General features: G+C 71.6%; 17 protein-coding genes and 1 pseudogene. 8 read left to right on the top strand and 10 right to left on the bottom strand.

Going from position 1 to position 24,327, the window contains the following annotated elements:
- Positions 1-29: 29 nt before the first annotated feature.
- Positions 30-1,004, bottom strand: coding sequence for a helix-turn-helix domain-containing protein (locus AB0D85_RS08920; RefSeq protein ID WP_362315847.1), 975 nt, complete (start codon positions 1,002-1,004; stop codon positions 30-32).
- Between the two features lie 239 nt (positions 1,005-1,243).
- On the opposite strand from AB0D85_RS08920, the gene AB0D85_RS08915 reads away from it, so the two are divergent.
- From AB0D85_RS08915 to AB0D85_RS08905, 3 genes and pseudogenes are all read left to right on the top strand, one after another.
- Positions 1,244-1,693, top strand: coding sequence for a peptidase inhibitor family I36 protein (locus AB0D85_RS08915; protein ID WP_362315845.1), 450 nt, complete (start codon positions 1,244-1,246; stop codon positions 1,691-1,693).
- A 228-nt stretch (positions 1,694-1,921) separates the two neighbouring features.
- Positions 1,922-2,782, top strand: a complete 861-nt coding sequence (locus AB0D85_RS08910) for a hypothetical protein (RefSeq protein WP_362315843.1) — start codon at positions 1,922-1,924, stop codon at positions 2,780-2,782.
- Between the two features lie 329 nt (positions 2,783-3,111).
- Positions 3,112-3,198, top strand: a pseudogene (locus tag AB0D85_RS08905) (short-chain dehydrogenase/reductase); the annotation flags it as partial.
- A 93-nt stretch (positions 3,199-3,291) separates the two neighbouring features.
- On the opposite strand, the gene AB0D85_RS08900 reads toward AB0D85_RS08905, so the two are convergent.
- Positions 3,292-4,296 (bottom strand): ribosome-inactivating family protein, encoded by a 1,005-nt coding sequence (locus AB0D85_RS08900; RefSeq protein WP_362315840.1) that lies wholly within the window; start codon positions 4,294-4,296, stop codon positions 3,292-3,294.
- Positions 4,297-4,621: 325 nt separating this feature from the next.
- Between AB0D85_RS08900 and AB0D85_RS08895 the strand changes: the two genes are divergently transcribed.
- The 3 genes from AB0D85_RS08895 to AB0D85_RS08885 all read left to right on the top strand — a co-directional run bounded on the left by AB0D85_RS08895 (position 4,622) and on the right by AB0D85_RS08885 (position 9,443).
- Entirely contained in the window at positions 4,622-5,092 is a 471-nt protein-coding gene (locus AB0D85_RS08895; protein WP_362315838.1) for a DUF1003 domain-containing protein, read from the top strand.
- A 200-nt stretch (positions 5,093-5,292) separates the two neighbouring features.
- Entirely contained in the window at positions 5,293-7,977 is a 2,685-nt protein-coding gene (locus AB0D85_RS08890) for a glucosidase (protein ID WP_362315835.1), read from the top strand.
- A complete protein-coding gene (locus tag AB0D85_RS08885) occupies positions 7,974-9,443 on the top strand; it encodes an alpha-amylase (protein WP_362315833.1) in 1,470 nt (489 codons plus the stop codon). The genes AB0D85_RS08890 and AB0D85_RS08885 overlap by 4 nt, the downstream gene beginning before the upstream one ends.
- A 49-nt stretch (positions 9,444-9,492) precedes the next feature.
- Here the strand turns inward: AB0D85_RS08885 and AB0D85_RS08880 are convergent, their stop codons facing one another.
- Positions 9,493-9,786 carry a WhiB family transcriptional regulator gene (locus AB0D85_RS08880; RefSeq protein WP_362315829.1) on the bottom strand — a complete coding sequence of 98 codons (294 nt, stop codon included), beginning with the start codon at positions 9,784-9,786 and terminating at the stop codon, positions 9,493-9,495.
- A 134-nt stretch (positions 9,787-9,920) separates the two neighbouring features.
- Between AB0D85_RS08880 and AB0D85_RS08875 the strand changes: the two genes are divergently transcribed.
- Entirely contained in the window at positions 9,921-10,373 is a 453-nt protein-coding gene (locus AB0D85_RS08875) for a hypothetical protein (RefSeq protein WP_362315827.1), read from the top strand.
- A gap of 12 nt (positions 10,374-10,385) precedes the next feature.
- On the opposite strand, the gene AB0D85_RS08870 is transcribed toward AB0D85_RS08875, so the two are convergent.
- The 7 genes from AB0D85_RS08870 to AB0D85_RS08840 form a co-directional block, all read right to left on the bottom strand.
- Positions 10,386-10,811 (bottom strand): SsgA family sporulation/cell division regulator, encoded by a 426-nt coding sequence (locus tag AB0D85_RS08870; protein WP_362315824.1) that lies wholly within the window; start codon positions 10,809-10,811, stop codon positions 10,386-10,388.
- 103 nt (positions 10,812-10,914) lie between these two features.
- Positions 10,915-11,178 (bottom strand): hypothetical protein, encoded by a 264-nt coding sequence (locus AB0D85_RS08865; protein ID WP_362315822.1) that lies wholly within the window; start codon positions 11,176-11,178, stop codon positions 10,915-10,917.
- Between the two features lie 108 nt (positions 11,179-11,286).
- Entirely contained in the window at positions 11,287-11,940 is a 654-nt protein-coding gene (locus AB0D85_RS08860; RefSeq protein WP_362315819.1) for a BON domain-containing protein, read from the bottom strand.
- 142 nt (positions 11,941-12,082) lie between these two features.
- Positions 12,083-13,042: a LysR family transcriptional regulator gene (locus tag AB0D85_RS08855; RefSeq protein ID WP_362315816.1), complete on the bottom strand. Its 960-nt coding sequence runs from the start codon at positions 13,040-13,042 to the stop codon at positions 12,083-12,085.
- Between the two features lie 94 nt (positions 13,043-13,136).
- On the bottom strand, positions 13,137-15,812 hold the full coding sequence (locus AB0D85_RS08850) for an AAA family ATPase (RefSeq protein ID WP_362315813.1): 2,676 nt from the start codon (positions 15,810-15,812) through the stop codon (positions 13,137-13,139).
- Between the two features lie 31 nt (positions 15,813-15,843).
- Complete coding sequence (locus AB0D85_RS08845; RefSeq protein ID WP_362315810.1) at positions 15,844-18,558, bottom strand: helix-turn-helix transcriptional regulator; 2,715 nt, start codon at positions 18,556-18,558, stop codon at positions 15,844-15,846.
- A gap of 124 nt (positions 18,559-18,682) precedes the next feature.
- Positions 18,683-21,415: an AAA family ATPase gene (locus AB0D85_RS08840; RefSeq protein ID WP_362315807.1), complete on the bottom strand. Its 2,733-nt coding sequence runs from the start codon at positions 21,413-21,415 to the stop codon at positions 18,683-18,685.
- A 140-nt stretch (positions 21,416-21,555) separates the two neighbouring features.
- On the opposite strand from AB0D85_RS08840, the gene AB0D85_RS08835 reads away from it, so the two are divergent.
- Entirely contained in the window at positions 21,556-24,327 is a 2,772-nt protein-coding gene (locus AB0D85_RS08835; protein WP_362315804.1) for an AAA family ATPase, read from the top strand.

Raw genomic sequence — 24,327 nt, 5'->3', positions numbered from 1 at the left:
GCCGGTGCGGAGCGTGGCTGTCGGGTGCGTCAGCCGAGGTTGGCGCGGAGCATGGACGCGCCGAGCGGGGTCAGGGTGTGCAGGACGCTCGCTGCCTGTCGCTGGCTGGTGATCAGGCCCGCGTCGCGCAGCACGGTGGTGTGCTGGCTGATCGAGGACGCCGAGACCCCGGCGACGCGGGCGAGTTCACCGGTGGTCGCGCCGGCGGCGGCCGCGCGCAGCACGGTGGCCCGGGTGCGGCCCAGCAGGGAGGTCAGGGAGGTGCCGGCGCTCTGGACAGGGGGCGGCTGGTGGTGCAGCGGGTACACGAGGACCGGAGGCAGGACGGGGTCGGCCATCGGGACCGGGGTCTGCCAGCAGAAATAGGACGGTACGAGCTTCAGGCCGCGGCCGTCGAGCCGGAGGTCCCGGTCGACGGTGGGGTGGCCGACGTAGAGGACCGGTCGCTTCCAGCGGATGTCCGGGCCGAGGCCGCCCAGCAGGGCCTCGACGCCGCCGTCCAGCAGCGTCCGGCACCGGATGATCCGGTCCGCGTCGATGCGCGCCTGTATGTCGTCGCCGTACGGGGCGATCGCGGTGTCGTGGTAGTCCCGCAGGGCCTGGACCAGCTCACGACGGCTGTCCGGGCGGGCCAGTTCCGGCACCCAGGGCGGGGCTCCCGAGATCCGGGCCAGGGTCTGCAACTCGGCCAGCACCCGGCGGGGCGGGGTGGCCAGCACCGCCTCCAGACCGGCCTCCAACCCCTCTGACGACTCCGCCGGATTGAGGAAGTCCGGGTAGTAGGGGCCCCGATGGAAGAGCGGCAGCAGCATCTTCCGCAGGACCCGGTCCAGTCCGTTCCCACGTAATCGCTGACACGTACCGCGGTACCAGTGTGCGTAGGCCCAGCGGCCCTGCCGGGTCTGGAAGCGGTGCATGCTCAGCGCGACCTCCCACAACGGATCCGGCTCGTGCACAACGCGCGTCCGGGCAAGGTCGACGTCCGTGAAATGAATGCGGAGCATGCGGTCCCCCCAAACCCCAACGGGCCCTGGTCCGGGGCCTGTTCACATCAGCATGGCCAGCCCCGTCCGGCGCTGAACACCCACGAAATCCGAAAAACATACGGAGCAACGGATTCCCCCCTGGCGACCTGCCTCTTTAAGGCCACGCTGCACATCATGGCCACCGGTTGGCGCCTCTGACACCGTGAATCCCGTCCATGCCATTCACCCTGCTCAGTCACCGTTCAGGGAGCGACAACATGAAGAGAATGTCCGCCGTCGCGGCCGGCGTCGTCCTGCTGCTCGGCTCGGCGGTCGGCACCGCGGCCGCCGACTCGTCCGGAAGCCCCGTCATCGCCGGCTCCACCTCGTCGGCCCTGTCCGCCCAGGTCGCCACGCCCGCGGCCGTTCCGTCCGGCTGCTCGGCCGGGTACCTGTGCTTCTGGGTCAACATCGGCTACAGCGACGGGCCGGGCAAACTGTCCGGAACGAACGCCAACTGGACCGCCTTCTCCCACTCGACGTGCGCCAGCAAGACGTGGAACGACTGTGCCTCGTCGATCTACAACGACGGCACGACCGACAACGCCGTGGTGTACACCGACGCCAACTACTCGGGCAGTTCGGGCGTGATCGACAAGGGCACGGGCGGAGACCTCACCTCGGCCTGGAACGACGTGATCTCGTCCAACTCCTGGGTGGCGCCCTGACCCCGCACCGGTAACGACCTCGCGGGCGGCCGGAGTTCCGCTTCCGGCCGCCCGTCACGGGCACATCCCATCCGAGTCGCAGGAAGCGTTTCCACGATGCCGACGGTCTCCACGCGCCTTGTCCGTACACCCCGAATCGGCGGCCTCCTCGCCTGCGCCGCCGCAGGTGCTCTCGTACTCGCGGGATGCGCGAGCTCCGTCTCGACACCGCGTGCCACCCGGGCCGACGTGATCACGCCGGTCGGGCTCGATCTGCTCACCGATTCCGGAACCTACCCGGCCGCCGAGAAATCACTGACCCGCGCGGAGTCCCGACTCATCGCCTCCTGCATGACGGCCCAGGGCCTCCGTTACGTGGTCGCCGACCCCACCTCTGCCTCCGCGACCACCCCGAGCGCCCAGGTGAACCTCCAACGGCGACGCAGCCAGGGCTACGGCCTGTACGAGCAGTACGCTCCCGCCACCGGAGAACCGACGCCGACGCCCGCCGCGAACGCATCCTCGTCGAACGACGCGTACGTCCGGCGCCTTCCCGCCGCACAGGCGGCCGCCTATATGACGGCACTGCGCGGCGGCACGTCCGACCTGCGTACGTTCCGCATGTCGGAGGGCACCCTCGAATTCTCGGTGAAGGGCTGCGAGGCGGACAGCCGCAGACGGTTGTACGGCAGCCTGACCACATACGCGGAGTTGGCGGCCATCCCCCAGAACCTGAACGCCACGCTGACCGGCCCTGTCCAGCGCGACGCCGCCTACAAGGCCCTGATGCGGAAGTGGAGCACCTGCATGGCCGCCCAGGGCTACCACTACGCGCTGCCGAGCGACGCCCAGGCCCGGCTCAAGGCGTCGTACACCCGGTCCGGCGCCACCCGGGCCCTGCGCGGGCGGGAGATCGCGACCGCCGTGGCGGACGGTACCTGCGCGCTGCGCCTGCGGATCCCGTCCGAGGTCGTGGCGATCAGAAAGCGCCTGGCCGCTTCCGTACTGACCACACAACAGAAGTCCGCCATGGTCGAGTTGGCGAAGTCCTGGCAGAAGGCGACGGCGACCGCGAAGGAGGTCGTCCGACAGTCCGGCGAGGCTGGGTGAGTCCACTGCACGGCCGCGGACGTAGGTGGGGGCCGGGGCCTGTCCGTGCAGCGTTCGTTGCCCAGAGGGATGGGCTCGTTCTTCAAGCAGGGCGTGCGCCCGCAGCCGCGGCGAAGCGGGCGCAGCCGAAGGCGGAGCGCATCCGGAAGTACGGGGCGATGCGTTTCGCGGACTACGCCGAGGAGTGGAAGGCCGGGCAGCGCCATCCGGCCGTTTAGGGCAGGCTGCGGACGCCCGGCTCGGGGCGACTTCAGGGCTGGACACCGGGCACGGCCGCCGTACCGGCGCCGGCTTCGGCGCGCTGCTGGTCCGGCTGTACTTCTCCACACGTTCACGCCAACGCCGGCTACGGGGTCGAGGGCACTTTCGAGGAGAGCGCCCTGGACCCCTTCCGTCACCAGTTCGACGTGAACGTCCTCGACGTCGTCGCGGTCACCCAGGCGGTCCTGTCCCGTCCGCGCGAGCGCAGTGCCGGGCACAAGGCTCGCCTTCCGGCGTCCGGGCCTGAGCTACTGCTGGGCGCGGCCCGGGTTGTCGGACTGGCCGGGCCTGCTCTGGGTGACGGCGAGCAAGTAACGCACCTGCTGCACGGAGTGGATGGTGGTGAGGCCGGGGATGTTGACGGGCTGTGGATGCCGGCCCTCAAGGGTGGTGTTGTAGTAGTCGGACGCCCGGTTCCAGTGGTCTTCGAGCTGGATGAGCCAGGGCTGCAGCCCGTGCTTGAGGGTGTAGTCGGTCAGGACGGTGCGGATCATCCTCTCGGTGTCCCAGAAGCGGGCGGCCTCGGAGGTGAACTGAGTCATGAGGGCCAGGGATCGGGCTGTGGGTTGCAGGTTGTGCCCGGTCGGGTTGGTCACCCTGGCCAGTTGCAGGATGCTGTTGCGGATGTCGAAGAAGCTGACCGGCATCGACTCGCTGCCTCGCCCGGCCGCTTGGCGCATGGAGTTGTAGTTGCTGCCCATGTGCAGCGCGATCGGGTTGGTGTGGATGTCGGAGGGAATCCGGGGGCTGTCGGTCACCGCCATGATGTCGTGAAGGGACTGCCGCTGGTCATTGAAGGCCCAGGTCGTGCCGTGCTCGTTGGAGAACCCGAGGACGTACATGTCCCACGGGCGGATCCATAAGGTGACACGGTGGACATGGCCGTTGTAGTCCGGGGCGCTGAGCGTCACCATGACCAGACCGACGGGGCCGCCGGTGCGCATCATGCCGTTGGTGGTGAAGGAGACCGCGTTGCGCAGGCTGGCGACGAAGTTCGAGTAGGAGATGCGGAGCGAGTTGCCGGGGTGTTCTCCCAGGTCCATGTACACATGGGAGAGCTGGCCGTAACCGGTGCTCGCCTGGGCCGCGCCGCTGGGGAGCAGTACGGCCGCCAGCATGGCGGCCAGCGCGACGAGGGACGCCAGGACCGTCCTGATGCGGCGCCGCAGAGCAGGCACGGGGCTGCCGCCGTCATCGGGCGGGAGTCCGTCCGGTTGTGCCTGGCCCTCGGCCGCCACCACCACAACTGCCATCACTGCCTCCTAGGGGTTGTTCCTGCCGCCCTTGAGGGCGCCTCACAACGCATCTTGGAGAGTGCGGCCGACGGTCTCTTCGGCCATACGACTGCCGGACATGCTTACCGACCGGATCGTGGTACGCCTGAGCTCGACCACCGGCCGTCGAGCTATTGGCCCTGGCTCGGCGCCCATGGTCAGGGAGCGGTCAACGACACCATCCAAGGAGCCACGTATGCCTAGGCGTTCGGTGGCTTTGGCAGTCGATTGACGGAAGGGTGGGCACCCGCCCGGCCCGTACGCTGGCCGCCATATCTCGTGAGCAGCGGATCAGGGAGCGGGCATGGATTCTGCGGCGAACGGTTCGGGCGTCCGGTTCCGGAATGAACAGGTCGTCTTCGCGCGGATGCGCGGAACCCAGGACCGGATCGCGGACGCGATCACCACCTTCTCCGGAACCATGTTGTTCGTCTACATCCACGCGGCGTGGTTCACCGTCTGGATCGCCTTCAACGAGCGGCTGTTCGGCCACTCGGCGGTCTGGGACCCGTACCCCTTCGGGCTGCTCACGATGATCGTCAGCCTGGAGGCGATCTTCCTGTCCACCTTCGTGATGGTGAGCCAGAACCGCCAGGCGGCCCGCGAGAAGATCCGCGCCGACCTGGACTTCGAGACCAACATCCGCTCGGAGGTGTGGTCGGCTCATATGGGACGTGCCCTCGGCGTCGACCCCAACGAGGTCGAAAAGGAGGTACAGGAACTCATCGCGCAGAACCAGGAGAAGATGAACGGCGGGGCGCCGTCTTCCCAATGAGCCGCCGGCCCCCCCTCGCCCGCTTACCGTCGGCGCGTCGGTCAGCCGAATGAAGCGGCGATACCGACCCGGTGGCGACGATGTTCCTCACCGGTCCGCGGTGACAGACAGCTTCGGCAGCCACGGCCCTGCCCGGGCCGTTGCGGCCGAGTACAAGACGGCCCAGTCCGAGTGAAGGTCCTGAGTGGGGAGGGCGTGCGATGGTGGCGAACGGCAACACGGCGGATCCCGAGCGGTCGCGGCTGGCGGAGGCCGACGCGGGGCGGGTGGCGTGGCGGCGCTGGGGGCCGTATCTGAGTGAGCGGCAGTGGGGCACGGTCCGGGAGGACTACAGTCCCGGCGGCGACGCATGGTCGTACTTCACCCACGACCAGGCCCGCTCCCGCGCCTACCGCTGGGGCGAGGACGGCATCGCGGGCGTCAGCGACGACAAACAGCGGCTCTGCTTCGCGCTCGCGCTGTGGAACGGCCGCGACCCGATCCTCAAGGAGCGGATGTTCGGCCTGACCAACGCGGAGGGCAACCACGGGGAGGACGTCAAGGAGTACTACTTCCACCTCGACTCGACGCCCACCCACTCGTACATGAAGTACCTCTACAAGTACCCGCAGGCTGCCTTTCCGTACGAGGACCTGGTGACCGTCAACCGGAGCCGCGGACGGCACGAGCCCGAGTACGAACTCCTGGACACCGGCGTCTTCGACGGGGACCGCTACTTCGACGTGTTCGTCGAGTACGCCAAGGCCGGACCGGAGGACCTGCTCGTCGAGATCACCGCCCACAACCGCGGGCCCGAGGAGGCCGTGCTGCACGTGCTGCCGACGCTGTGGTTCCGGCACACCTGGTCATGGGCGGGCGGCACGGCCGTGCCGAGCCTGCGGCACACCCCGGGCGCCGTCCGCGCCGACCACGAGGAACTCGGCACACGGTGGCTGTACTTCGCGGACGGGGCGGGGACCCTCTTCACCGAGAACGACACCGACAACGAGCGCGTCTTCGGCAGCCCGAACGCCACCCCCTACGTCAAGGACGGCATCGACCGCCACGTCGTCCACGGCGAGCCGGGCGCCGTCAACCCGGAGCGGACCGGCACCAAGGCCGCCGTCCACCAGGTGCTCACCGTGCCCGCCGGCGGCAGCGCCACCGTACGGCTGCGTCTGACGGACACCGAACTCGCCGCTCCCTGGGACGGGTTCGACCAGGTGATCGAGGTGCGCCGGGCCGAAGCCGACGAGTTCTTCGAGGGTGTCGTCCCGGACGACCTCGGCGAGGACGAACGACGGCTGGTGCGGCAGGCCCTCGCCGGGATGCTGTGGAGCAAGCAGTACTACTACCTCGATGTCGAGCGCTGGCTCGCCGAGCACGGCGTCGACCCGCTGGCCGCGGACCCTCGTGTGCGCAACAGCGCCTGGTACCACATGGTCAACGACGAGATCATGTCGATGCCGGACACCTGGGAGTACCCCTGGTTCGCGGCCTGGGACCTCGCCTTCCACACCATCGCCCTGTCGATGGTCGACATCGGCTTCGCCAAGGGGCAGCTGGAGCTGCTGCTGCGCCGCCTGTATCTGCACCCCAACGGCCAGATCCCGGCGTACGAATGGAACTTCGGCGACGTCAACCCGCCCGTGCACGCCTGGGCCGTCCTCTTCGTCTACGAGCTGGAGAAGCACCGTACGGGCCGTGGCGACCGCGTCTTCCTGGAGAACGCCTTCCACAAGCTGATGAACAACTTCACCTGGTGGCTGAACCGCAAGGACGTCGACGGCAACAACGTCTTCCAGGGCGGCTTCCTCGGCCTGGACAACATCGGCGTCTTCGACCGCAGCGCCCCGCTGCCCACCGGGGGCCACCTGGACCAGTCGGACGGCACCGCCTGGATGGCCCTGTACTGCCAGAACCTCCTCGAGATCGCCATCGAACTGGCCGACGCCAACCCGGTCTACGTCGAACAGGCGCAGACGCTGTTCGAGCACTTCGCGTGGATCGCCGTCGCCATGAACCGCATCGGCGACGACAACCAGAGCCTGTGGGACGAGGAGGACGGCTTCTTCTACGACGTCCTGCGGCTGCCCGACGGCACCGCGACCCGGCTGAAGGTCCGCTCCATGGTCGGGCTCATCCCCCTCGCGGCCACCAGCCTGGTGGGCGGCTGGATGGATCGCCGTTTCCCCGAACTCGTCAAGGGCGCAAGGGAGTTCATGGCGCGACACCCCGCCGTCGCGGTAGTGGCCTCGCAGCACGCCGTGGCGTCCGACACCGCGGGCGGCCATCTGTTCGCCCTGTTCGGCGAGGACCGGCTGCGCCGGATCCTGGCCCGGATGCTCGACGAGGAGGAGTTCCTCTCCCCGTACGGCATCCGCTCGCTCTCCCGCCGCCATGCCGCCCACCCGTACACCTTCGAGGTGCACGGTGAGACGTACGGCGTCGGCTATCTGCCCGCCGAGTCCGACTCGGGCATGTTCGGCGGCAACTCCAACTGGCGCGGGCCCGTGTGGTTCCCGGTCAACGTCCTGCTCATTCGCGCCCTGTTGAACCTGCATGCCTCCCACGGCGACACGTTCACCGTGGAATGCCCCACCGGTTCGGGCCGGCAGCTGAATCTGTACGAGGTCGCCCGCGAGATCTCCGACCGGCTCACCGGCATCTTCCTCGCCGACGCGGAGGGGCGCCGTCCGGTGCACGGCGACCGGGAGAAGTTCGCCAAGGACCCGCACTGGAAGGACCTGGTCCTGCTCCACGAGTACTTCCACGGCGACACCGGCGCCGGCCTCGGCGCCTCCCACCAGACCGGCTGGACCGGTCTCGCGGCGGTCACCGCCACCCTGTTCCACCTCGTCGGCCCCGGTGGCTGGGCCGCCCTGCGCGAGGAGCCGCTGTCATGAACGCATGGCCGTCCCAGCCGGTGGTCCACGAGATCAACACCCTTGTCTGGCTGGGAGAACTGAGCAGCCGGTACGCCCGCCGCATCACTCTGGGCGAGGTGCCGGGCGAGGTCTGGGACCGGGTCGTGCGGCCGGGCGTCGACGCGGTCTGGCTGATGGGGGTCTGGGAGCGCAGCCCGGCGGGGCTGGAGTCCGCCCTGCGGAACGAGTCCCTGCAGGCCTCCTTCCGGGCGGCCCTGCCCGATCTGACCACGGCCGACATCGTGGGATCCCCCTACTGCGTACGCGACTACGTCGTCGACCGGGCACTCGGCGGCCCGGAGGGACTGGCCGCCGCCCGGGCCGAACTGGCCGCACGCGGGGCGCGGCTGATCCTCGACCACGTGCCCAACCATGTCGCCCCCGACCACCCCTGGCTGATCGACCGCCCGGCCTGTCTCGTCCAGGGCACACGGGACGACCTGGCGCGCTCCCCCAACGCCTTCCTGGCGGCCGCCGGGCATGTGTTCGCCCGCGGGCGGGATCCGTACTTCCCGCCGTGGCCGGACGTGGTCCAGCTGAACGCCTTCAGCGAGGACCTCCGGTCGGTGACCGTCGACACGCTGATCTCGATCGGCGACCAGGCCGACGGCGTCCGCTGCGACATGGCGATGCTGCTCATGAACGACGTGTTCGCCAAGACGTGGGGGGAGTCGGCGGGCGCGGTCCCGGCCGAGGACTTCTGGTCGTACGTCATTCCGCGTGTGCGGGCCCGCCACCCCGGCCTGCTCTTCATGGCGGAGGCCTACTGGGACCTCGAATGGGCGCTCCGGCAGCAGGGCTTCGACCACTGCTACGACAAACGGCTCTACGACCGTCTGGTCCACGAGGACGCGGGGTCCGTACGCGCCCATCTCGGCGCCGGCCTCGACTACCAGCGCGGCCTCGTCCGCTTCCTGGAGAACCACGACGAGCCCCGGGCCGCCGCCGTCCTCCCGGGCGGTCGGGAACGGGCGGCGGCCGTCGCCGTCGCCACGCTGCCGGGCGCGACGCTGTGGCACGAGGGCCAGTTCGTGGGCCGCCGGGTGCACCTGCCGGTGTTCCTCGCGCGCCGCCCGCCGGAACCGGCCGACGCTGCCCTGCGCGACTTCCACGACCGCCTGCTTCCGGCCGCGGCCGCGGTCCGCCAGGGCGACTGGCAACTGCTGACCCCGACGGGATGGCCCGACAACGACACCCACCGCAACCTGCTGGCCTGGAGCTGGACCGACGGCGACACGCGCCACCTGGTGGTCGTCAACTATGCGGACCGGCCCGCCCAGGGGCGCGTGCCCCTGCCCTGGCCGGACCTCCGCGGACGCACATGCCGGCTGACCGACCTGCTCACCACGGACACGTTCGACCGCGACGGGGACGAACTCGCGGGCCCCGGACTGTTCGTGGCGCTGGACCCCTGGCGCTCGCACGTCCTCTCCCTGCACGGATAGCGCGGCCGCCGGGCCGCGGCGCCGTCGGGAGACCAGGACGACGGCGGCGTCACGCGGCTCTCGGCGGCCGGGCTCGGCGCCGCCGCATCCGCTCGCGCTCCCGCTCCCGCTCGCTGAGTCCGCCCCAGAACCCGTACTCCTCACGGGCGTCGAGCGCGATACGGGCGCAGATGTCCCGGACGGGGCAGCGCGCGCAGATCTCCCTGGCCCCGGCTTCACGGGCGAGCCGCTCACTGCCGCGCTCGCCCGTCGGGGAGAAGAACACCGAGACGTCCATGCCCCGGCAGCGGGCGTCGCGCTGCCAGTCCCAGTAGGCGAGGAACGGACGATGCCGGGAGATCATGCCGCCCGCTCCCTGTTCTGCACGCCCGCACCGGCGGCCGCACCGGCGGGCGGCGTGGTAGGCCAGGCGTAAGCGTCCGTCAGCAGTCGTCCGACCGAAGCCCGGATGATTATCGAATGCCTACCTTTGTTGCCATGAGTCTGGAACATGCCTCTTCTCCCGTGTCCGTGGTCGTCAAGTCAGCCGACCCGAGGTTCGCCTGCGATATCGCCACCGCTCTGCGCACCCGGCCCCGGATCCGTGTGCTGCGCCCGGACCAGGAAGGCCGGGCGGAGGCCCTGCTCGTGCTGGCCACCGAGCTCGACGACGACACGCTCTCCCTCATGGGCGGCGACGGCCGCCCCCCGCGGGCGCGCGGGCCACGCGTCGTGCTGGTGGTGCGGGCCGTCGGTTTCGATCAGCTGCTGCGGGCGGTGGAACACGGTGTGGTCAGCGTGCTTTCCCGGGGCGTCACCGGGCTCGACCAGATCGCCCTCGCCCTGCTGCGCACCCGCGCGGAAAGGCTTCACCTGCCCATACCCGTGCTTGCCGAAGGGCTGCAACTGCGGCACCGCACCCAGGGCGTCGACGGCACGAAGCGCGGGTAGGCATCGTGTGCGTCACCAGCTCCACTCGGCGAGGACGCGTTCGAGGGAGCCGTCCCAGTCGAACGACTCCGACTCCGCGCCGAACGCGACGATCTCAAGAGTCCGGACGAGCCAGGCCTGCAGGGGTTGGCAGTCGATTTCGAGGAGCGCCTCCCCGATCCGCCCCCGCAGCAGGACGAACAGGTGCTGTCCGCCGTGGTGCCGGCACGGCGGGAAGACCCGGATGTCCCCCTCGCCACTCGGGACCACCAGGCCGTGCATCAACAGCTCGCGGGAGAGCACCCAGGTGACGGCCCCGCCTGCGGCGGTGGAGAAGTCGACGTTCACCTCGAAGGGCCGGGCGGTGTCGTAACTGAAGCGGGCCCCGACGGGCAGGCCCTCGTACAGTGACACGTGCAGCCACAGTGTCAGGTCCAGATCCGGGCAGTCCCGTTCCATGTGGTTCCCTCCTGTGCCGGCGGCCGGCACGGCCGGGATGCGTACCCGGGGCCGCGCCGACGGCCGGTTCCGTACTCGGGCGGCGGGGTTTCCGCAGGCCGCCTCAGGCGGCGATGTTCCGCAGACCGCGCCGCTGGTGGACGATGATGTAGCCGAGCACCGTGTAGCCGGCCAGGTGACCGGCCGTCCGGACGAGCCTGTGGTGCCGCCGGGCACCGTGGGGCCCGTGTTCGTGCGGCTGTCGTGTCGGGGCGGCCTTCGTGCCCGCGACCAGGTCGAGTGCGTCGCGGAGGATGCGTTCGAGTTCGTTGCCGGGCCGGCTGGTCCGGCCGATGTCCTTGATCTTGGATCGTGCCGCTTCGCGCATGGCGTGCTTCTCCTGTCGGGCCGGTGGGCGGGGCGGGAAATGCCGCAGCGGGCCGGTCCCACGGCGTGCTCCTGGGACCGGCCCCGCGGCCCCCTGGCGCGGGGAACGTCAGCCGGTGATGTAGAGGTCGTCGCGCACGTCGTAGACGCCCGGCGCCATCCAGGCGGCCGTGATCACGGCGTCGTGCTCCGCCCAGGTGCGGACGTTGCCGGTGAGGACGACCGTGTTCCCGCTGGTGGTGATCGCGACGTCGCTGTCGTCGAGGATCAGCGCGTTGCGGTCGAGAGCGTCCTGGACCAGCAGGGTGACGTCGACCGGGTCGGCGTCGTCGGTTATCTGGATCTTGTTCTTGATGTTGCGGACGCCGGTGAGCCCGGCGACCGCCTGCTCGGCGGCGAACCGCTCGGCGCCGTACCGAACGGTGCCGGTCAGCGTCAGGTTGCCGTTGTCGGCACTCGCCTCGACGCCGAGCGGCACGGCGATGGTCGCCAGCAGGACGTTGTTCGCCGTGGCGGCCAGCGTCGCGTCGTCGCGGTAGTGATCGGCCGGCAGCACGACCTCCAGGTTGTTGTGCACCTTGGTCACACCGGAGACGCGCTGCGCCGCCGCGGCGGCCTCCACGTACTGGGGGTAGCTGGAGACCGTGCCGGTCAGCCTCACCTCACCGCCCAGGTTGTGGACGGTGATCTCCGACGGGTCGACCAGCGGATCGAAGACGAGTTCCGCCTCGACGGCCCCGCGGATGTCCTTGGTCTTGGTCATCTCCGTGCGTCCTTCCGTTCCGGTGACGGGCGGGGAATTTCCGCCCCGAAAAGATTTGAGCGCACCAGCCGGTGGGCCGTAAAAGTGATGGCAACTCTTGTGCCATTGCCGGGCTCTATGGATTTCACCGGGCGGCCGCGGCTCACGCGGCGATACCCTCGGCGGTGTCGAAGAGGACCTGCTGCAATTCGCGCGGCAGATCACCGCTCCACACCAGACCGGCCCGGGCGGCGAGCCGGGCCCCTTCGACGCGGACCGGAACCATCTCGCCGCGACCGGTGTCGACCGCTGTTTCCGGCTCGGTGCCGACCCGGTGCCACGGGCCGGTCAGCACCCCGCTGGGCCGGCTCCCGGTCGCGGCGAAGGCCAGCGTCATCGGCAGCGACTGACGGAAGGGCGGGTCGATGAACTCGAAGTACGGGTTGCTGGTGCGCAGGACGGCCCGCCAGGCGTCGTAGGTGCCCGGACCGACACGGCGCGGCCCGTGGATGATGTCCATGCGGGAGAGTTCCTCCAGGCCGATGGCCCCGCACGGTGCCGCCGGGTGCCGGGACGGGATCCATACGGCGGGTTCGTACTGCCCGATGTCCATGACGTCGAGAGGGTCCGGCAGGTCACGGCCCGCCGGGCTCATCCAGCCCAGCGCGGCGTCGGCCCGGCGCTCCAGGACCGGGGAGAACTCCGCGTCCAGGGCCGCCTCCAGCCAGCTGACGTCGACCGTGGGCGCCGCGGAGCGCAGCCGCGACACGGTCTGCGCGGCGAGCGCCGGCGGCAGGTGCGGCTGGACGACGAACCGCAGGCGCTGCCGCCCCAGCCCCGCCGCCCGCCGGGTCCTGCTGACACCGTGGTCGACCAGGGACAGCACGGCCCGTGACTCCTCCAGCAGTACGGTGCCGGCCTCCGTCAGTCGTACGCCGCCCCGCCCGCGCCGCAGCAGAGCCGTACCCACGAATTCCTCCAGACGCCGGATCTGCTGACTCAGCGTCGGCTGTGCGACATACATGCGCTCCGCGGCATGAGTAAAGGTGCCCGATTCCGCCACCGCCACGAAATAACGCAAATGACGAAGCTCTATACCCAGGGGCGCCTCGGTCTGTTTCATGCGAACCCCATCCGGCCACTTGAGAAAAACGCACTCAAATCATGGTGTCGGCACCCGGTGGTCCACGGCTTGCGTCATACGACTGTTCCCGTGTCTACAGCGGCCGGCGACGGTACATCGCCACGACGGACGCGGGCACCTGGAGCCGCTGCGCGATCTCGTCGTCCGGCAGTCGGAGGGCGGTGAGTTCCGTGATCCGCCGGTGCCGCTCGGCAGTCGTCTCCGGCCAGTGCAACAGGGCACCGGCCGCGTCCAGTTCGAGCCGCGCCTCGTCGGCCCAGGGGAGCGCGCCGATACCGTCGAAGGTGTCCTGGGCCGTCCGGAGCAGCGCGCGTGCCTGGTCGATCCGCCCCTGGCGGCGCAGCCAGGAGCCGTACCCGAGCTCGATCTTGGCGCGCGCGAACGGCCATCTCGACAGGTCCTGGCTCAACGCCGCGAGATGGCGGTCCTCCGCGTCGGTGTCGTCGGCGAGGACCGCGCGGGCGTACGACAGGTGGACGTGCAGGATCGGGGAGGGCGTGCGTGCCGCGAGCGGCTCCAGTCGGTCCACCAGGTCACGGGCGTCCGCGCGGTGTCCGGCGCGTACGGCGGCGTCCGCGAGGAGCATCAGGCTGGTGAACCGCTCCCGTTGGTGGAAGGTCGGGTCGGCCGGATCGAAAGCACGCCTCAGCATGCGATAGGCGTCCCGGTTCCGCCCCGCCGCGAGGCAGGCCGCCCCACGGGCGAGTTGGACGCAGGACAGAAGGTCGTTCAGGCGACGGCGGGCCGCTTCCAGTTCCGCCTCGGCTGCGAGTCGCAACGCCTCCTGGACGTCGCCGAGCAGCGCCTTCAGGATCGAGTCGCAGACCAGCGTGCCGGTTCGCCACACCGGCTGCCCGGTCTCCACCGCCAGCCGCTCGCCTTCCTCCGCCGCGGCCGCGGCCCGCGCCAGGTCGCCCAGGACCAGATGCGTCATCACCTGCATGGACAGCACGTGCGACAGCAGTCCGAGCCGGCCCTCCTTCCGCAGGATCGACTCGGCCCGGACGAGCAGTTCGGCCGCCAGCGCCTCGTGCCCCACCGCGTGCGCGGCCATCCCCAGCATCCGCAGCGCGTCGGCGCTCTCCCCGGGGGTCGTCCGGGCCAGGGTGTCCATGACCTGACCGGCGCGCAGCACCGGTTCCGCCACCCCGACGATCGCCAGTCGGCGCGGGTCGGCCGCACTCCCGGTCAGCTGGTCGGTCACCGTAGCCACGCGCTCGCGGGCCTCCGGCCCCGTGTCGGCCCACCAGCAGCGAAGAGCCGCCCCCAGCAGCAGGTTCAGCGCCAGATCGGCATCGGCCGCGGCGGCCGACCGCAGGGCGATGTCGCACAGTTCCCGCACCCGGACGGCTTCCCCGGGGATGCCGTCGTCGAAGATCTCCCGGAGCCATTCCATCCGCGCCCGGTCCAGGTCCGTCAGTTCACCCCGCGCGGCGGCCTGGAGCAGGTCGCTGACGATGTCTCCCCGGCCGAGCCCGAAGGCGTGCTCGGCCGCCATCAGGAGCCGGTGTCCGCGCAGCGGCGGCCAGTCCGTGAGCTGTGACGAGCGCTCCAGATTGGTGATCGCCGCCATCACGGCGCCGCGCCGCAGGGCCTCGGCGGCGTTGGCCTCCAGATCGTCGGCGATCCGTTCGTCGGGGCCCACGGTCGACTGCCCGCGGTGCCAGGTCCGGCGGTACGGATCGGTCAGGACATCCGCCAGGGCGCCGTGGGCCGCCTGCTGCCGGGTGAGGCTCTCGGTCTGCAGGAAGCCGGAGCGCATCAGGGGATGCCGGAACGTCACCCGGCCGTCCCGTACGTCCACCAGGCCCACCGCCTGAGCCGGGCCGAACGCCTCCGCGGTGACCTCGTCCCCGCGCAGGACCCCGGCCGCGGCGGTGACCTCGGTCAGGTCGTCGACGGGGTCGACGGCCGCCACGAGCAGCGCGTCCCTGGTCCTGGGCGGCAGCTCGGCGCCACGTCCGGCGAACGCGTGTTCAAGCCGGCCGGAGAGGCTGAGCGACCGCAGTCCGCCCGCGGACGGCAACGCCACCGCGGACGGCAACTCCCTCAGCGCGAGCGGATTTCCCTGGGCCTCGTCCTGGATGCGCCGCCGCTCGGCGGGACCCAGCCCCGGAGCGTGGGCCGACAGGATCCGTGCCGCCGCCTCGTCGTCCACGCCGCCCACGGTCAGCCGCGGGAAGCCGGCGTCCAGGAACGGGCCCGTATGGCCCGTACGCAGCACGGCGACGATCACCACGGATCCCGGCACGCGGCGCCCCACGAACGCCAGCACCTGGTGCGACTGCGGATCCAGCCACTGCACGTCGTCGGCCAGCACCAGTACCGGCCCGTCGGCCGCCACCAGCACCAACAGGTCCACCACGGCGAGGGCGATCAGGAACGGCTCCGGCGGCGGCCCGTCGGCCAGCCCGAACGCACCCAGCAGCGCGTCCTGTTCGCGCTCCGCCAGCCGTGGGATGTCGTCGAGGACGGGGAGCAGCATCTGGTGCAGCCCGGCGAACGGGAACGCCGCCTCCGACTCCACGCCGACCATGTCCAGCACCCGGAAGTCCCGGGACCGCCCGACGGACTCCGCCTCGTGCAGCAAGGACGACTTGCCGATGCCGGGTTCCCCGAGCACCAGCAGCACCGCGCCGCGCGCCGGTGTCCGGCCGAGGAGACCGGCCAGCACCTCGATCTCCCGCTGCCTGCCGACAAGCACCGCCGCCCCCATGGCTTCCTTCCACGGACCGCTGAGAGCGATCACGCTAGTGACGGCGCCGGGCCGGCGCCTTCGGTCATCTGACTGCGGCGATTCCTGACGTCGCGGCGAGCGCGCCGCCGTCCGGAAGCTTCAGCCGGGCGGCGAGATCGCGGCGCGAGGCGACTCCGAGCTTGGGGAACGCCCGGTAGAGGTGGGTGGCGATCGTCCGGTCGGACAGGTTCAGCCGTTGCCCGATCTGCCGGTTCGACAACCCCTGCGCGGCGAGCCGGGCGATCCGCAGCTCCTGCGGGGACAGCACCTGCTCGGCCGGTGCGAGGGAATCCGCGTCCGCCTGACCGCCGCCCTGCTCCGCCCAGTCGGCGAAGCCGACGAGCTCGAACGTGGTCTGCGCCGCGAGCAGTACCGACCGTGCCTCCACGAAGCGTCGCCGACGCCGCAGCCATTGTCCGTACGCCTGCTCGGTGCGCGCCTTGACGAGTGGCCAGCGGGCCAGATCCTGGCCGAGTGCCACGAGGTACAGCTCCTCGGCCACGGCGTCTGCGGCCAGCACGGCTCGTGCGTACGGCAGTTGGACGTGCAGCAGCGGGGCGGGAGTGAGCCGTGCGGTCTCCTCCAGATCCGCGAGTACGGCCGCCGCCTCGGCCCGGCGGCCGCAGGCGTTCGCCGCCGCCGCGAACGGCATCACGGCGGTCAGGGCCTCCCGGTGCAGGCTCTCGCCCATGTGGTCGAACAGCGGCCGCAGTTCGGCGTACGCCTCCGCGTGCTGTCCGGCCGCGAGCCTGGCCACGCCCCGGGCCGGCCGTACCCTCATGGCCAGTTCGCCGCGCTGCCGGCCGGCCACCGTGTCGGCCAGCTCCAGCGCCCGTTCGGTGTCCCCGCGCAGGGCGGCGGCGTGCGCGTCGACACAGGTGAGCTCGGCGATCCAGCCCGACTGCCGGGTCCGGGCGACTATCCGGCGGGCTTCGTCCGCCAGACGTGCGGCGTGCGGCCAGTCCCCGAGCAGCAGCAGGTCGCCGGCCTGGGTGATGAGCACGTGCGACAGCAGACCGAGCCGGCCCTGCCCCCGGAAGGCCGGTTCCGCCCGGCTCAGCAGCTCCACGGCCCGCACCGGGTCGCCGATGGTGTGTGCGGCGATGCCGAGCAGCCGCAGTCCGTCCGCGTCCGGGAGCCCCGAGACCGCAGCGTTCGAGGGCAGTCCGTCGGCCACCTCACGGCCGCGCGAGACGGGTTCGATCAGTGCGAGGGCAACGATGCGACGCGGGTCGTCCGCCGCGGTCAGCCCGTCGGCGACGGCGAGGAGCCCGGCCCGGTCGGCGGGCCCCGCTCCTGTCCGATGAGCCTGCAGTGCCCCTCTCAGCAGCAGGCCGAGCGCGTGGTCCGGGTCGCTCGTCGACCGCTCGGCGATGTCGAAGACGGGCGGCGTCGCGGTCCGGCCCGGTCGGACGGGCGCGTCGGACACGGCGCGCAGATACTCGGCCCACGCGCGGTCCGCCTCGGTGAGCCGCTGCCGGTCGGCCTGGTCGATCAGGTCATGGGTCAGGTGCATCCGGCCGAGACCGTATGCGTACTCCGCGGCACCCAGCAGCCGGTTTCCCCGGACGGCGGAGTCGGTGGTGAGCTGAGCCGAGCGTTCGAGCGTCCAGATGGCGGCCACGACGCCATAGCGGTGCAGCGCGAGGGAGTGCGCGGCCGCCAGTTCGTCCGCCAGTTCGTCGTCGGGGCCGTCCACGGACCGGGCCTGGTGCCACAGGCGCCGGTGCGGCTCGTCGGCCAGGACGGCCGCCAGGGCGGCGTGGGCGGCCCGCCGCCGGGCCGGCGACTCGGCGTCCAGCACCGTGTACCGGACGACGGGGTGGACGAAGCGGAGCCTCGTCCCGTCCAGCCGGACCAGCCGCCCCGCCACCGCACCGTCGAGGACGTCCACCGCCGCGGACCGGTCGCTCAGGACGGAGGCGGCGGCGAGGATCTCCGGCAGCTCGCCGACGTGGTCGACGGCCGCGACCAGCAGGGCGTCCCGGGACTGCCGCGACAGGCCGGCGAGGGCGTCGGCGAATGCGGTCGCCAGCGTGGCGGTCACGGGCAGGTGCGCCCAGGAGCCCGCCGGCCGCGCGCCGCTCGGTGCCGCGGGCAGTTCGACCAGGGCCAGCGGATTGCCGCGCGCCCCCAGGAGTATCTGCTCACGTTCCGCAGGGGCGAGCCCGTGTGCGTGGCGGTTCAGCAGCCGGCGCGCCGAGGAGTCGTTCAGCGCCGGCACCTCCAGCACGGCTGTGCCCGGCAGGGTCGAACCAGTGCGGAGGGCCGCGAGGACGACGACCGGGTCGTGGCTCACCCTGCGCGCCATGAACGCGAGTACCTCCCGGGTGGGCCCGTCGAGCCGGTGAGCGTCGTCGGCGATCAGCACCGCCGGCCGCCTCGCCGCGCTCGCGACCAGGAGGTTCAGCGCCGCCAGGGCGACCGTGAACGTCCCCGGCGGCGGTCCGGGTTCGGATCCGAGCACGGACCGCAGGACCGCGCGCTGGGCCGCGGGCAGGACATCGATCGTGCCGAGCAGGGGCCGCAGCAGCTCGCCCAGGCCGGTGAAGGGACCGCTGCCCGTCCGGCCGGTCGTCCAGAGCACCTGCCGGCCCATGGCACGGGCGGGCCCGGCCACGGCGTGCAGCAGGGCGGTCTTGCCGACCCCCGGCCCTCCCGCCAGCGCGAGCGCGCCACCGGCCGCGGGCAGTCGCCCCGTCAGTTCTCCCAGGGACCTCATCTCGTTGTCACGACCAAGGAGTTCGGTCTCGTGCATCCGCCCCTCCCCTCCACTCCACGGCGCCTGCACCGAGCATATGAAGACGATCACCGCGGGGCTTCAGTCATATGACTGGCCGCACGCCCGTTCAGTCGGCGGGAGAGCGCTGGGCGGACAGCGGCTACCCCTCCTCCAGGCGCGCCGCGAGCTGGGCCCTGGTGGTGACGTTGAGCTTGGGGAAGATCCGGTACAGATGCGAGCCGACCGTCCGGGGGGACAGGTAGAGCCGCTCCCCGATCTCCTTGTTGGACAGCCCTTCGGCCACGAGCCGTGCGATCTCCAGCTGCTGCGGCGAGAGTTCGTCCAGGGCCGACGCCCGGCGTTCGGCGACGCGCTCGCCGGAAGCCCGCAGCTCCGCGCGGGCCCGGTCCGCCCACGTCGTGGCTCCGATGAGCTCAAGGGTGGTCAGGGCGGAGCGCAGCGGTGTCCTCGAGTCGGCTGCCCTTCTGTGTCGGCGAAGCCACTCGCCGTATGCCAGTTCGAGCTTGGCGCGGACCAGTGGCCAGCGGGTCAGATCATGGCCGAGTGCCGTGACGTAGAGGTCCTCGGCGTCGGCGTCGTCGGCGAGGACGGCGCGGGCGTACAGCAGGTATGTGTGCAGGAGCGACGCGGGCGTGGTCCGGGCGACGCGCTCCAACTCGGCCAGGACCGGCGCGGCTTCCTCCCGGTGGCCGCTGTGCGCGGCGGCTTCGGCGAAGAACATCACCCCGGCGAAGGACTCGCGCAGGTGGCAGGCGGGGTCGGCGGGGTCGTAGAGCCTGCGCAACGCCTGGTACGACAACTCGTACTCACCGGAGCCGAGCCACGCCAGGCCACGCGCGAGCTGCACACAGCAGAGCAGGTCGTTGAGCCTGTCGCGGCCGGCCGCGGCCTCCGCGTCCGTGGCCAGCTTCAGTGCCCGCGCGGTCTCTCCGACCAGCCCGCAGCGGATCGCCTCCAGGCTCGTCGACCCGGTGGTCCACACCGGCTGCCCGGTGTCCGCCGCGATCCGGTGTCCCTCCTCCGAGACCATGAGCGCCCGGTCCCAGTCGCCCATCCACATGCAGTGGACCTGCATGGTGAGCACGTGGGAGAGCAGGCCGAGCCGGCCCTCCTCGCGCAGCTTCCGCGCCGATCTGCTCAGCAGGTCGATCGCACGCGGCAGGTCGCCGATCGCGTGCGCGGCCATGCCGAGCAGCCGCAGCGCTTCGGCGTCGAAGACATCGGCCGGTGACATCCGGGAGAGCAGCTCGTGGACGGCGGTGCCACACAGCACCGGTTCCGCCACCGCCAGGGCCGCGATGCGGCGCGGCTCGGTCGCGGACACCGGAAGTGTCTCGGTGACGGCGGCCACCCGGGCCCGCGCCTCCGGACCGGTGTCGGCCCACCAGCATCGCAGTGCGGCGCCGAGCAGCAGGTTGAGCGCGAGGTCGACGTCGCCCGTGGCCGCCGAGTGCTCGGCCATCGAGCAGAGTTCCAGCACGCGCGCGGCATCGCCGGGGACACCGTCGCTGAAGATCTCCCGCAGCCACTCCATCCTGGCCCGGTCCAGCTCCGACAGTTCGGTGCGCGCGGCGGCCGTCAGCAGCCGGTCGAGCAGGTCCGTCCGTCCGAGCCCGAAGGCGTGCTCACCCGCGAGCAGCAGCCGCCGCCCCTTTCTCGCCGAGCCGGTGGTGAGCTGTGCGGAACGCTCCAGGGCCCAGATCGCGGAGGTGACCGAGCCGCGCTTCAGAGAGATGGTGTGGCTGGCCTCCAGCTCGTCGGCGACCTCGTCGTCGGGGCCGAGGAACGACCGGGCCCGGTGCATGGTGCGCCGGTAGGGATCGGCGGTCAGCACCTCGGCCAGCGCCGCGTTGGCCGCGAGCCGGCGCATCAGGGGCTCCTCCTGCAGGATGGCGGAGCGCACCAGCGGGTGGCGGAACCCCACGTGCGTCCCGCCCACCGTCAGGAGCCCGGCTTCGATCGCGGTGTCGAAGACGTCCAGCGTCACGGGCCGTCCGGCCAGCACCGAGGCCGCGGCCAGTACCTCCGACAGGTCGTTGTCGTAGTCGACGGCGGCGATGAGAACGGCGTCCCGGGCGAGCCCGGGCAGGTCGGCAACCCGGCCCGCGAACGCGCGCTCCAGTCGGGTGGTCAACTGCATCGAGGGCAGGGGTCCGTCCTCGCCGACCGCCTCCTTCGTCTGCCATGCCCGTGGCAGCTCCACCAGCGCCAGGGGATTCCCGCGCGCCTCCAGCAGGATGCGGTCCCGGTCCGCGGATCCCAACCCGGGGGCCCGGGTGGCCAGGACATGGCGGGAGGTCGCGTCGTCCAGCGCGGAAACCTCGAACTCGGGCAGCCCGGCGGCGCCGAAGGGGCTCCTGTGGCCGTTGCGAACGGTCCCGACGATCAGGACGGCGTCGCCCTCGGCACGGCGGGCGACGAAGGCCAGCGCCTCCTGGGTGGACTGGTCCAGCCAGTGGATGTCGTCGACGGCCACGACCACCGGGGCCGCGATCGCCAGTTCGGCGAGCATGTTCAGCATGGCGAGAGCGACCTTGAACAGCTCCGGTGGCGGCCCGTCCTCGACACCCAGCGCGGTCAGCAGCGCCTTCCGCTGTGCCGTGGGCAGTTGTTCCGCCGCGAACAGCACCGGCCGCAGGAGCTGGTGCAGCCCGGCGAACGGAATCCTGGCCTCCGACTCGAACCCGCTGGCCAGCAGCGTGCGGTGTCCCGCCGCCTCGGAGAGCTCGACGGCCGCCCGCAGCAACGAGGACTTGCCGATGCCCGGATCGCCCCGGACCACGAGTCCGCCGCCCCCGCCCGTGAGACGCGCGACGTGATCCTGGAGATTCCTCAACTCGGTTTCGCGGCCGGCGAGTTCCGTGTCGACCATCCGAGCCCCTTTGCCTTGATCCGGATGACAGCGACATTAAGGTGATCAGCGAGTCCGGACATCAGTACGATGACTGAAGAAATACCGAAGGCCATAATCTGCCCTTACCGTGCACGGAACGAACGGCGGTGGAGCTCACCATGGTCGAAAGCTGGACGGGTCCAGGCGAACTGGTCGGTCGCGAGGCGGATCTCGCCCTGGTGACCGGACTGCTGGAGGCCGTCGGCGACCGGGGCTGCGCGCATGTGATCACCGGCGAGGCCGGCATCGGCAAGACCTCCCTCCTGGCCGCCGCGGGCGCCGAGGCACGGCGGCGCGGCATGACCGTGCTCACCACGCGGGGCGCGGAGTCGGAACGCCATCTGCCCTACGCCGCGCTGCACGACCTGTTACGGCAGGTGCTGCCCCAGGCCGACACGCTGCCCGCGAGACACCGGGAGGCGCTGCTCGGGGCCTTCGGGATGAGCGTCTCGGAACAGGCACCAGAACGGTTCTTCGTGGCTCTCGCCGCCCTCGAACTCATCGCCGAGGCCGCGTCCGCGCGGCCGCTTCTGATGGTCGTCGACGACATGCAGTGGGTCGATGCGGCCAGCCGGGACACCATCGAGTTCCTGGCCCGGCGACTGGAGTCGGAACCCGCCGTGCTCCTGGTCGCGCGGCGGCCGGTGCCCGCCGACGAGGACGGCACCTCCGGCGATCCCGCCGTCGGACACAGCGTCCTGCGCGGACTGGACCCGGAGGCCTCGCGCACGCTGCTCGTCCTGCGCGCCCCGAGCCTGTCGCCCGCGGTCGAGCGCCGCGTCCTCGACGAGGCACAGGGCAACCCCCTGGCCCTGCTCGAGCTGCCGGTCGCGCTGAAGCAGGGGCAGGCGGCCTTCGACGTACTGCCGCTGACCGCCCGGCTGGAGCGGGCCTTCGCGGCCCGGCTGGCGGGCGTCGACGCCGCGACCCGGCGGCTGCTGCTGCTCGCGGCCGTGAACGACGGCGACCGGGTCACGGACCTGGTGGCGGCGGCGAAGATCCTGTCCGGACCGGCGGCCGCACCGGACGGCATCCTCCCTGACATCGCTCCGGACCTGCTGAAGATCGACGGTCCGCGGACGGAGTTCCGGCACCCGCTGGTCCGCTCCGCGATATGGCACAGCGCCTCCGCGCGGGAACGGCGCGCTGCTCACCAGGCCCTGGCGGAGGCCCTCGTGGCGGATCCGGACCGCCGCGCCTGGCACCTGGCGGCGGCCACGACCGGCATCGACGAGCAGGTGGCGGCCGCGCTCGACGCCGCCGCCGACCGGGCGCTGGAGCGCGGCGCGCCGTCCTCGGCCGAGGCCTGGCTGGAGCGGGCCGCCGAGTTGTCCGCCGACGACGGCCACCGGGGCGGACGACTGCTGCGGGCGGCGGAGATCGCGTTCGAGCGCGGGCGCTCCGACAGCGTCCAGCAGCTGATCGACCGCGCGCGTGCCCTCCGGCTGGATGCCAGCGCGCAGGCCCGGCTCAACTGGCTGGACAGCGCCTTCGACGACGGAACTCCCGGTGACGCGGCCGGCATCCGCAGGCTCGTGGGATCGGCGGACCGCGCGCGCACCGACGGCGAGTTCGACCTCGCCGCCGATCTGCTGGTCGGCGCCGCCATCCGGTGCTGGTGGGCCGAGCCGGGACCGGGAATCCGCGCCGAGCTGATGGCCACGGCCGACAGTCTGACCGGTGGTCTGTCCCACGGCGACGCCGACCCCCGGCTGCTGGCGGCATGGGCGGTCGGCGGCAGGTTCACCCGGCATCGTCATGTCGTCGACCGCCTCAACTGGTGGGCCGAGCGCGGTGATGTAGACCCGGCGGCCACCGGTCTGCTGGCCCGCGCGGCGTTCGTCTGCGGCGAGTTCGCCCGCGCCCTGCACTTCACCCGCCCCGCTCGGGACGGCCTGCGGCTGGAGGGACGGCTCGGGCTGCTGGCCCAGGTGCTGGTGCTGGAGACCTTCGCGGCGATGTACCTCGGCCGATGGGACCTCACCGCTCCGGCCGCCGACGAGGCCGAGCGGCTGGCCGTGGAGACCCGCCAGCCGGTGTGGGAGGCGTGCGCTCTGCTCGGCCGGGCCAATCTCGCGGGACTCCGGGGCGAGACGGAGGCGGCCGAGACATCGTTGGCGAAGGCGGAACGGGTCGCCCTGATGACCGGGAACGAGGCGGTCATCAACGGCGCCCAGCTCTCCCACGGGCTCATCGAGCTGGGCCGGCAGCGGCCCGAGACCGCCTTCCACCAGCTGCGGCGCATGATGGACGAGGGCGACCACGCCTACCACCCGGTCCAGCAGGCCTGGGCGATCGACTACCTCGCCGAGGCGGCCGCCGCGAGCGGACACCTGGCCGAGGCCCGCACGGTCCTGACGCGACTGGAGCAGATCCTGGAGAGCACACCCGCCGACGGTGTCATGCGCGCGATCCGCTACGCCCGGGTGGCACTCTCCGACGACGGCGACGCCGAGCACCTCTTCAAGGACGCGTACGACCTCAGCGCGGCCGCATCTCCGTGGTACCGGGCCCGGCTCGACCTGGCCCACGGCGCATGGCTGCGCCGTGGGCGCCGGACGGCCGAGGCGCGCGGCCCGTTGCGGTCCGCGCAGAGCGCCTTCGACACCCTGGGAGCCGCGGCCTGGTCGGCGCGGGCCGCCCGCGAACTGCGGGCCTCCGGCCTGAAGACCGAGCGCGCCGCCGCCCAGGGCACACCGCGACTGTCGGCGCAGGAGTGGCAGATAGCCCGTCTCGCCGCCCAGGGGCTGTCCAACCGGGACATCGCGCAGCAGCTCTATCTGTCGCACCGGACCATCAGCTCGCACCTGTACAACATCTTTCCGAAACTCGGCATCACCTCCCGGGCACAGCTGCGTGGGGCGCTGCCTACGGGCGCTGACGATCAGTGA

Source organism: Streptomyces sp. NPDC048277 (assembly GCF_040652235.1).
Lineage (GTDB): Bacteria > Actinomycetota > Actinomycetes > Streptomycetales > Streptomycetaceae > Streptomyces.
The sequence above is the reverse complement of the archived record's forward strand: the minus strand, read 5'-3'. Positions and strand labels throughout refer to the sequence as shown.

Excerpts from the sequence above, each read along its gene's own strand:
- AB0D85_RS08920 (WP_362315847.1), bottom strand. The coding sequence starts at position 1,004 with ATGCTCCGCATTCATTTCACGGACGTCGACCTTGCCCGGACGCGCGTT.
- AB0D85_RS08835 (WP_362315804.1), top strand. The coding sequence starts at position 21,556 with ATGGTCGAAAGCTGGACGGGTCCAGGCGAACTGGTCGGTCGCGAGGCG.
- AB0D85_RS08840 (WP_362315807.1), bottom strand. The coding sequence starts at position 21,415 with ATGGTCGACACGGAACTCGCCGGCCGCGAAACCGAGTTGAGGAATCTC.
- AB0D85_RS08885 (WP_362315833.1), top strand. The coding sequence starts at position 7,974 with ATGAACGCATGGCCGTCCCAGCCGGTGGTCCACGAGATCAACACCCTT.
- AB0D85_RS08870 (WP_362315824.1), bottom strand. The coding sequence starts at position 10,811 with ATGGAACGGGACTGCCCGGATCTGGACCTGACACTGTGGCTGCACGTG.
- AB0D85_RS08900 (WP_362315840.1), bottom strand. The coding sequence starts at position 4,296 with ATGGCAGTTGTGGTGGTGGCGGCCGAGGGCCAGGCACAACCGGACGGA.
- AB0D85_RS08895 (WP_362315838.1), top strand. The coding sequence starts at position 4,622 with ATGGATTCTGCGGCGAACGGTTCGGGCGTCCGGTTCCGGAATGAACAG.
- AB0D85_RS08880 (WP_362315829.1), bottom strand. The coding sequence starts at position 9,786 with ATGATCTCCCGGCATCGTCCGTTCCTCGCCTACTGGGACTGGCAGCGC.
- AB0D85_RS08915 (WP_362315845.1), top strand. The coding sequence starts at position 1,244 with ATGAAGAGAATGTCCGCCGTCGCGGCCGGCGTCGTCCTGCTGCTCGGC.
- AB0D85_RS08845 (WP_362315810.1), bottom strand. The coding sequence starts at position 18,558 with ATGCACGAGACCGAACTCCTTGGTCGTGACAACGAGATGAGGTCCCTG.
- AB0D85_RS08860 (WP_362315819.1), bottom strand. The coding sequence starts at position 11,940 with ATGACCAAGACCAAGGACATCCGCGGGGCCGTCGAGGCGGAACTCGTC.
- AB0D85_RS08890 (WP_362315835.1), top strand. The coding sequence starts at position 5,293 with ATGGTGGCGAACGGCAACACGGCGGATCCCGAGCGGTCGCGGCTGGCG.
- AB0D85_RS08875 (WP_362315827.1), top strand. The coding sequence starts at position 9,921 with ATGAGTCTGGAACATGCCTCTTCTCCCGTGTCCGTGGTCGTCAAGTCA.
- AB0D85_RS08855 (WP_362315816.1), bottom strand. The coding sequence starts at position 13,042 with ATGAAACAGACCGAGGCGCCCCTGGGTATAGAGCTTCGTCATTTGCGT.
- AB0D85_RS08865 (WP_362315822.1), bottom strand. The coding sequence starts at position 11,178 with ATGCGCGAAGCGGCACGATCCAAGATCAAGGACATCGGCCGGACCAGC.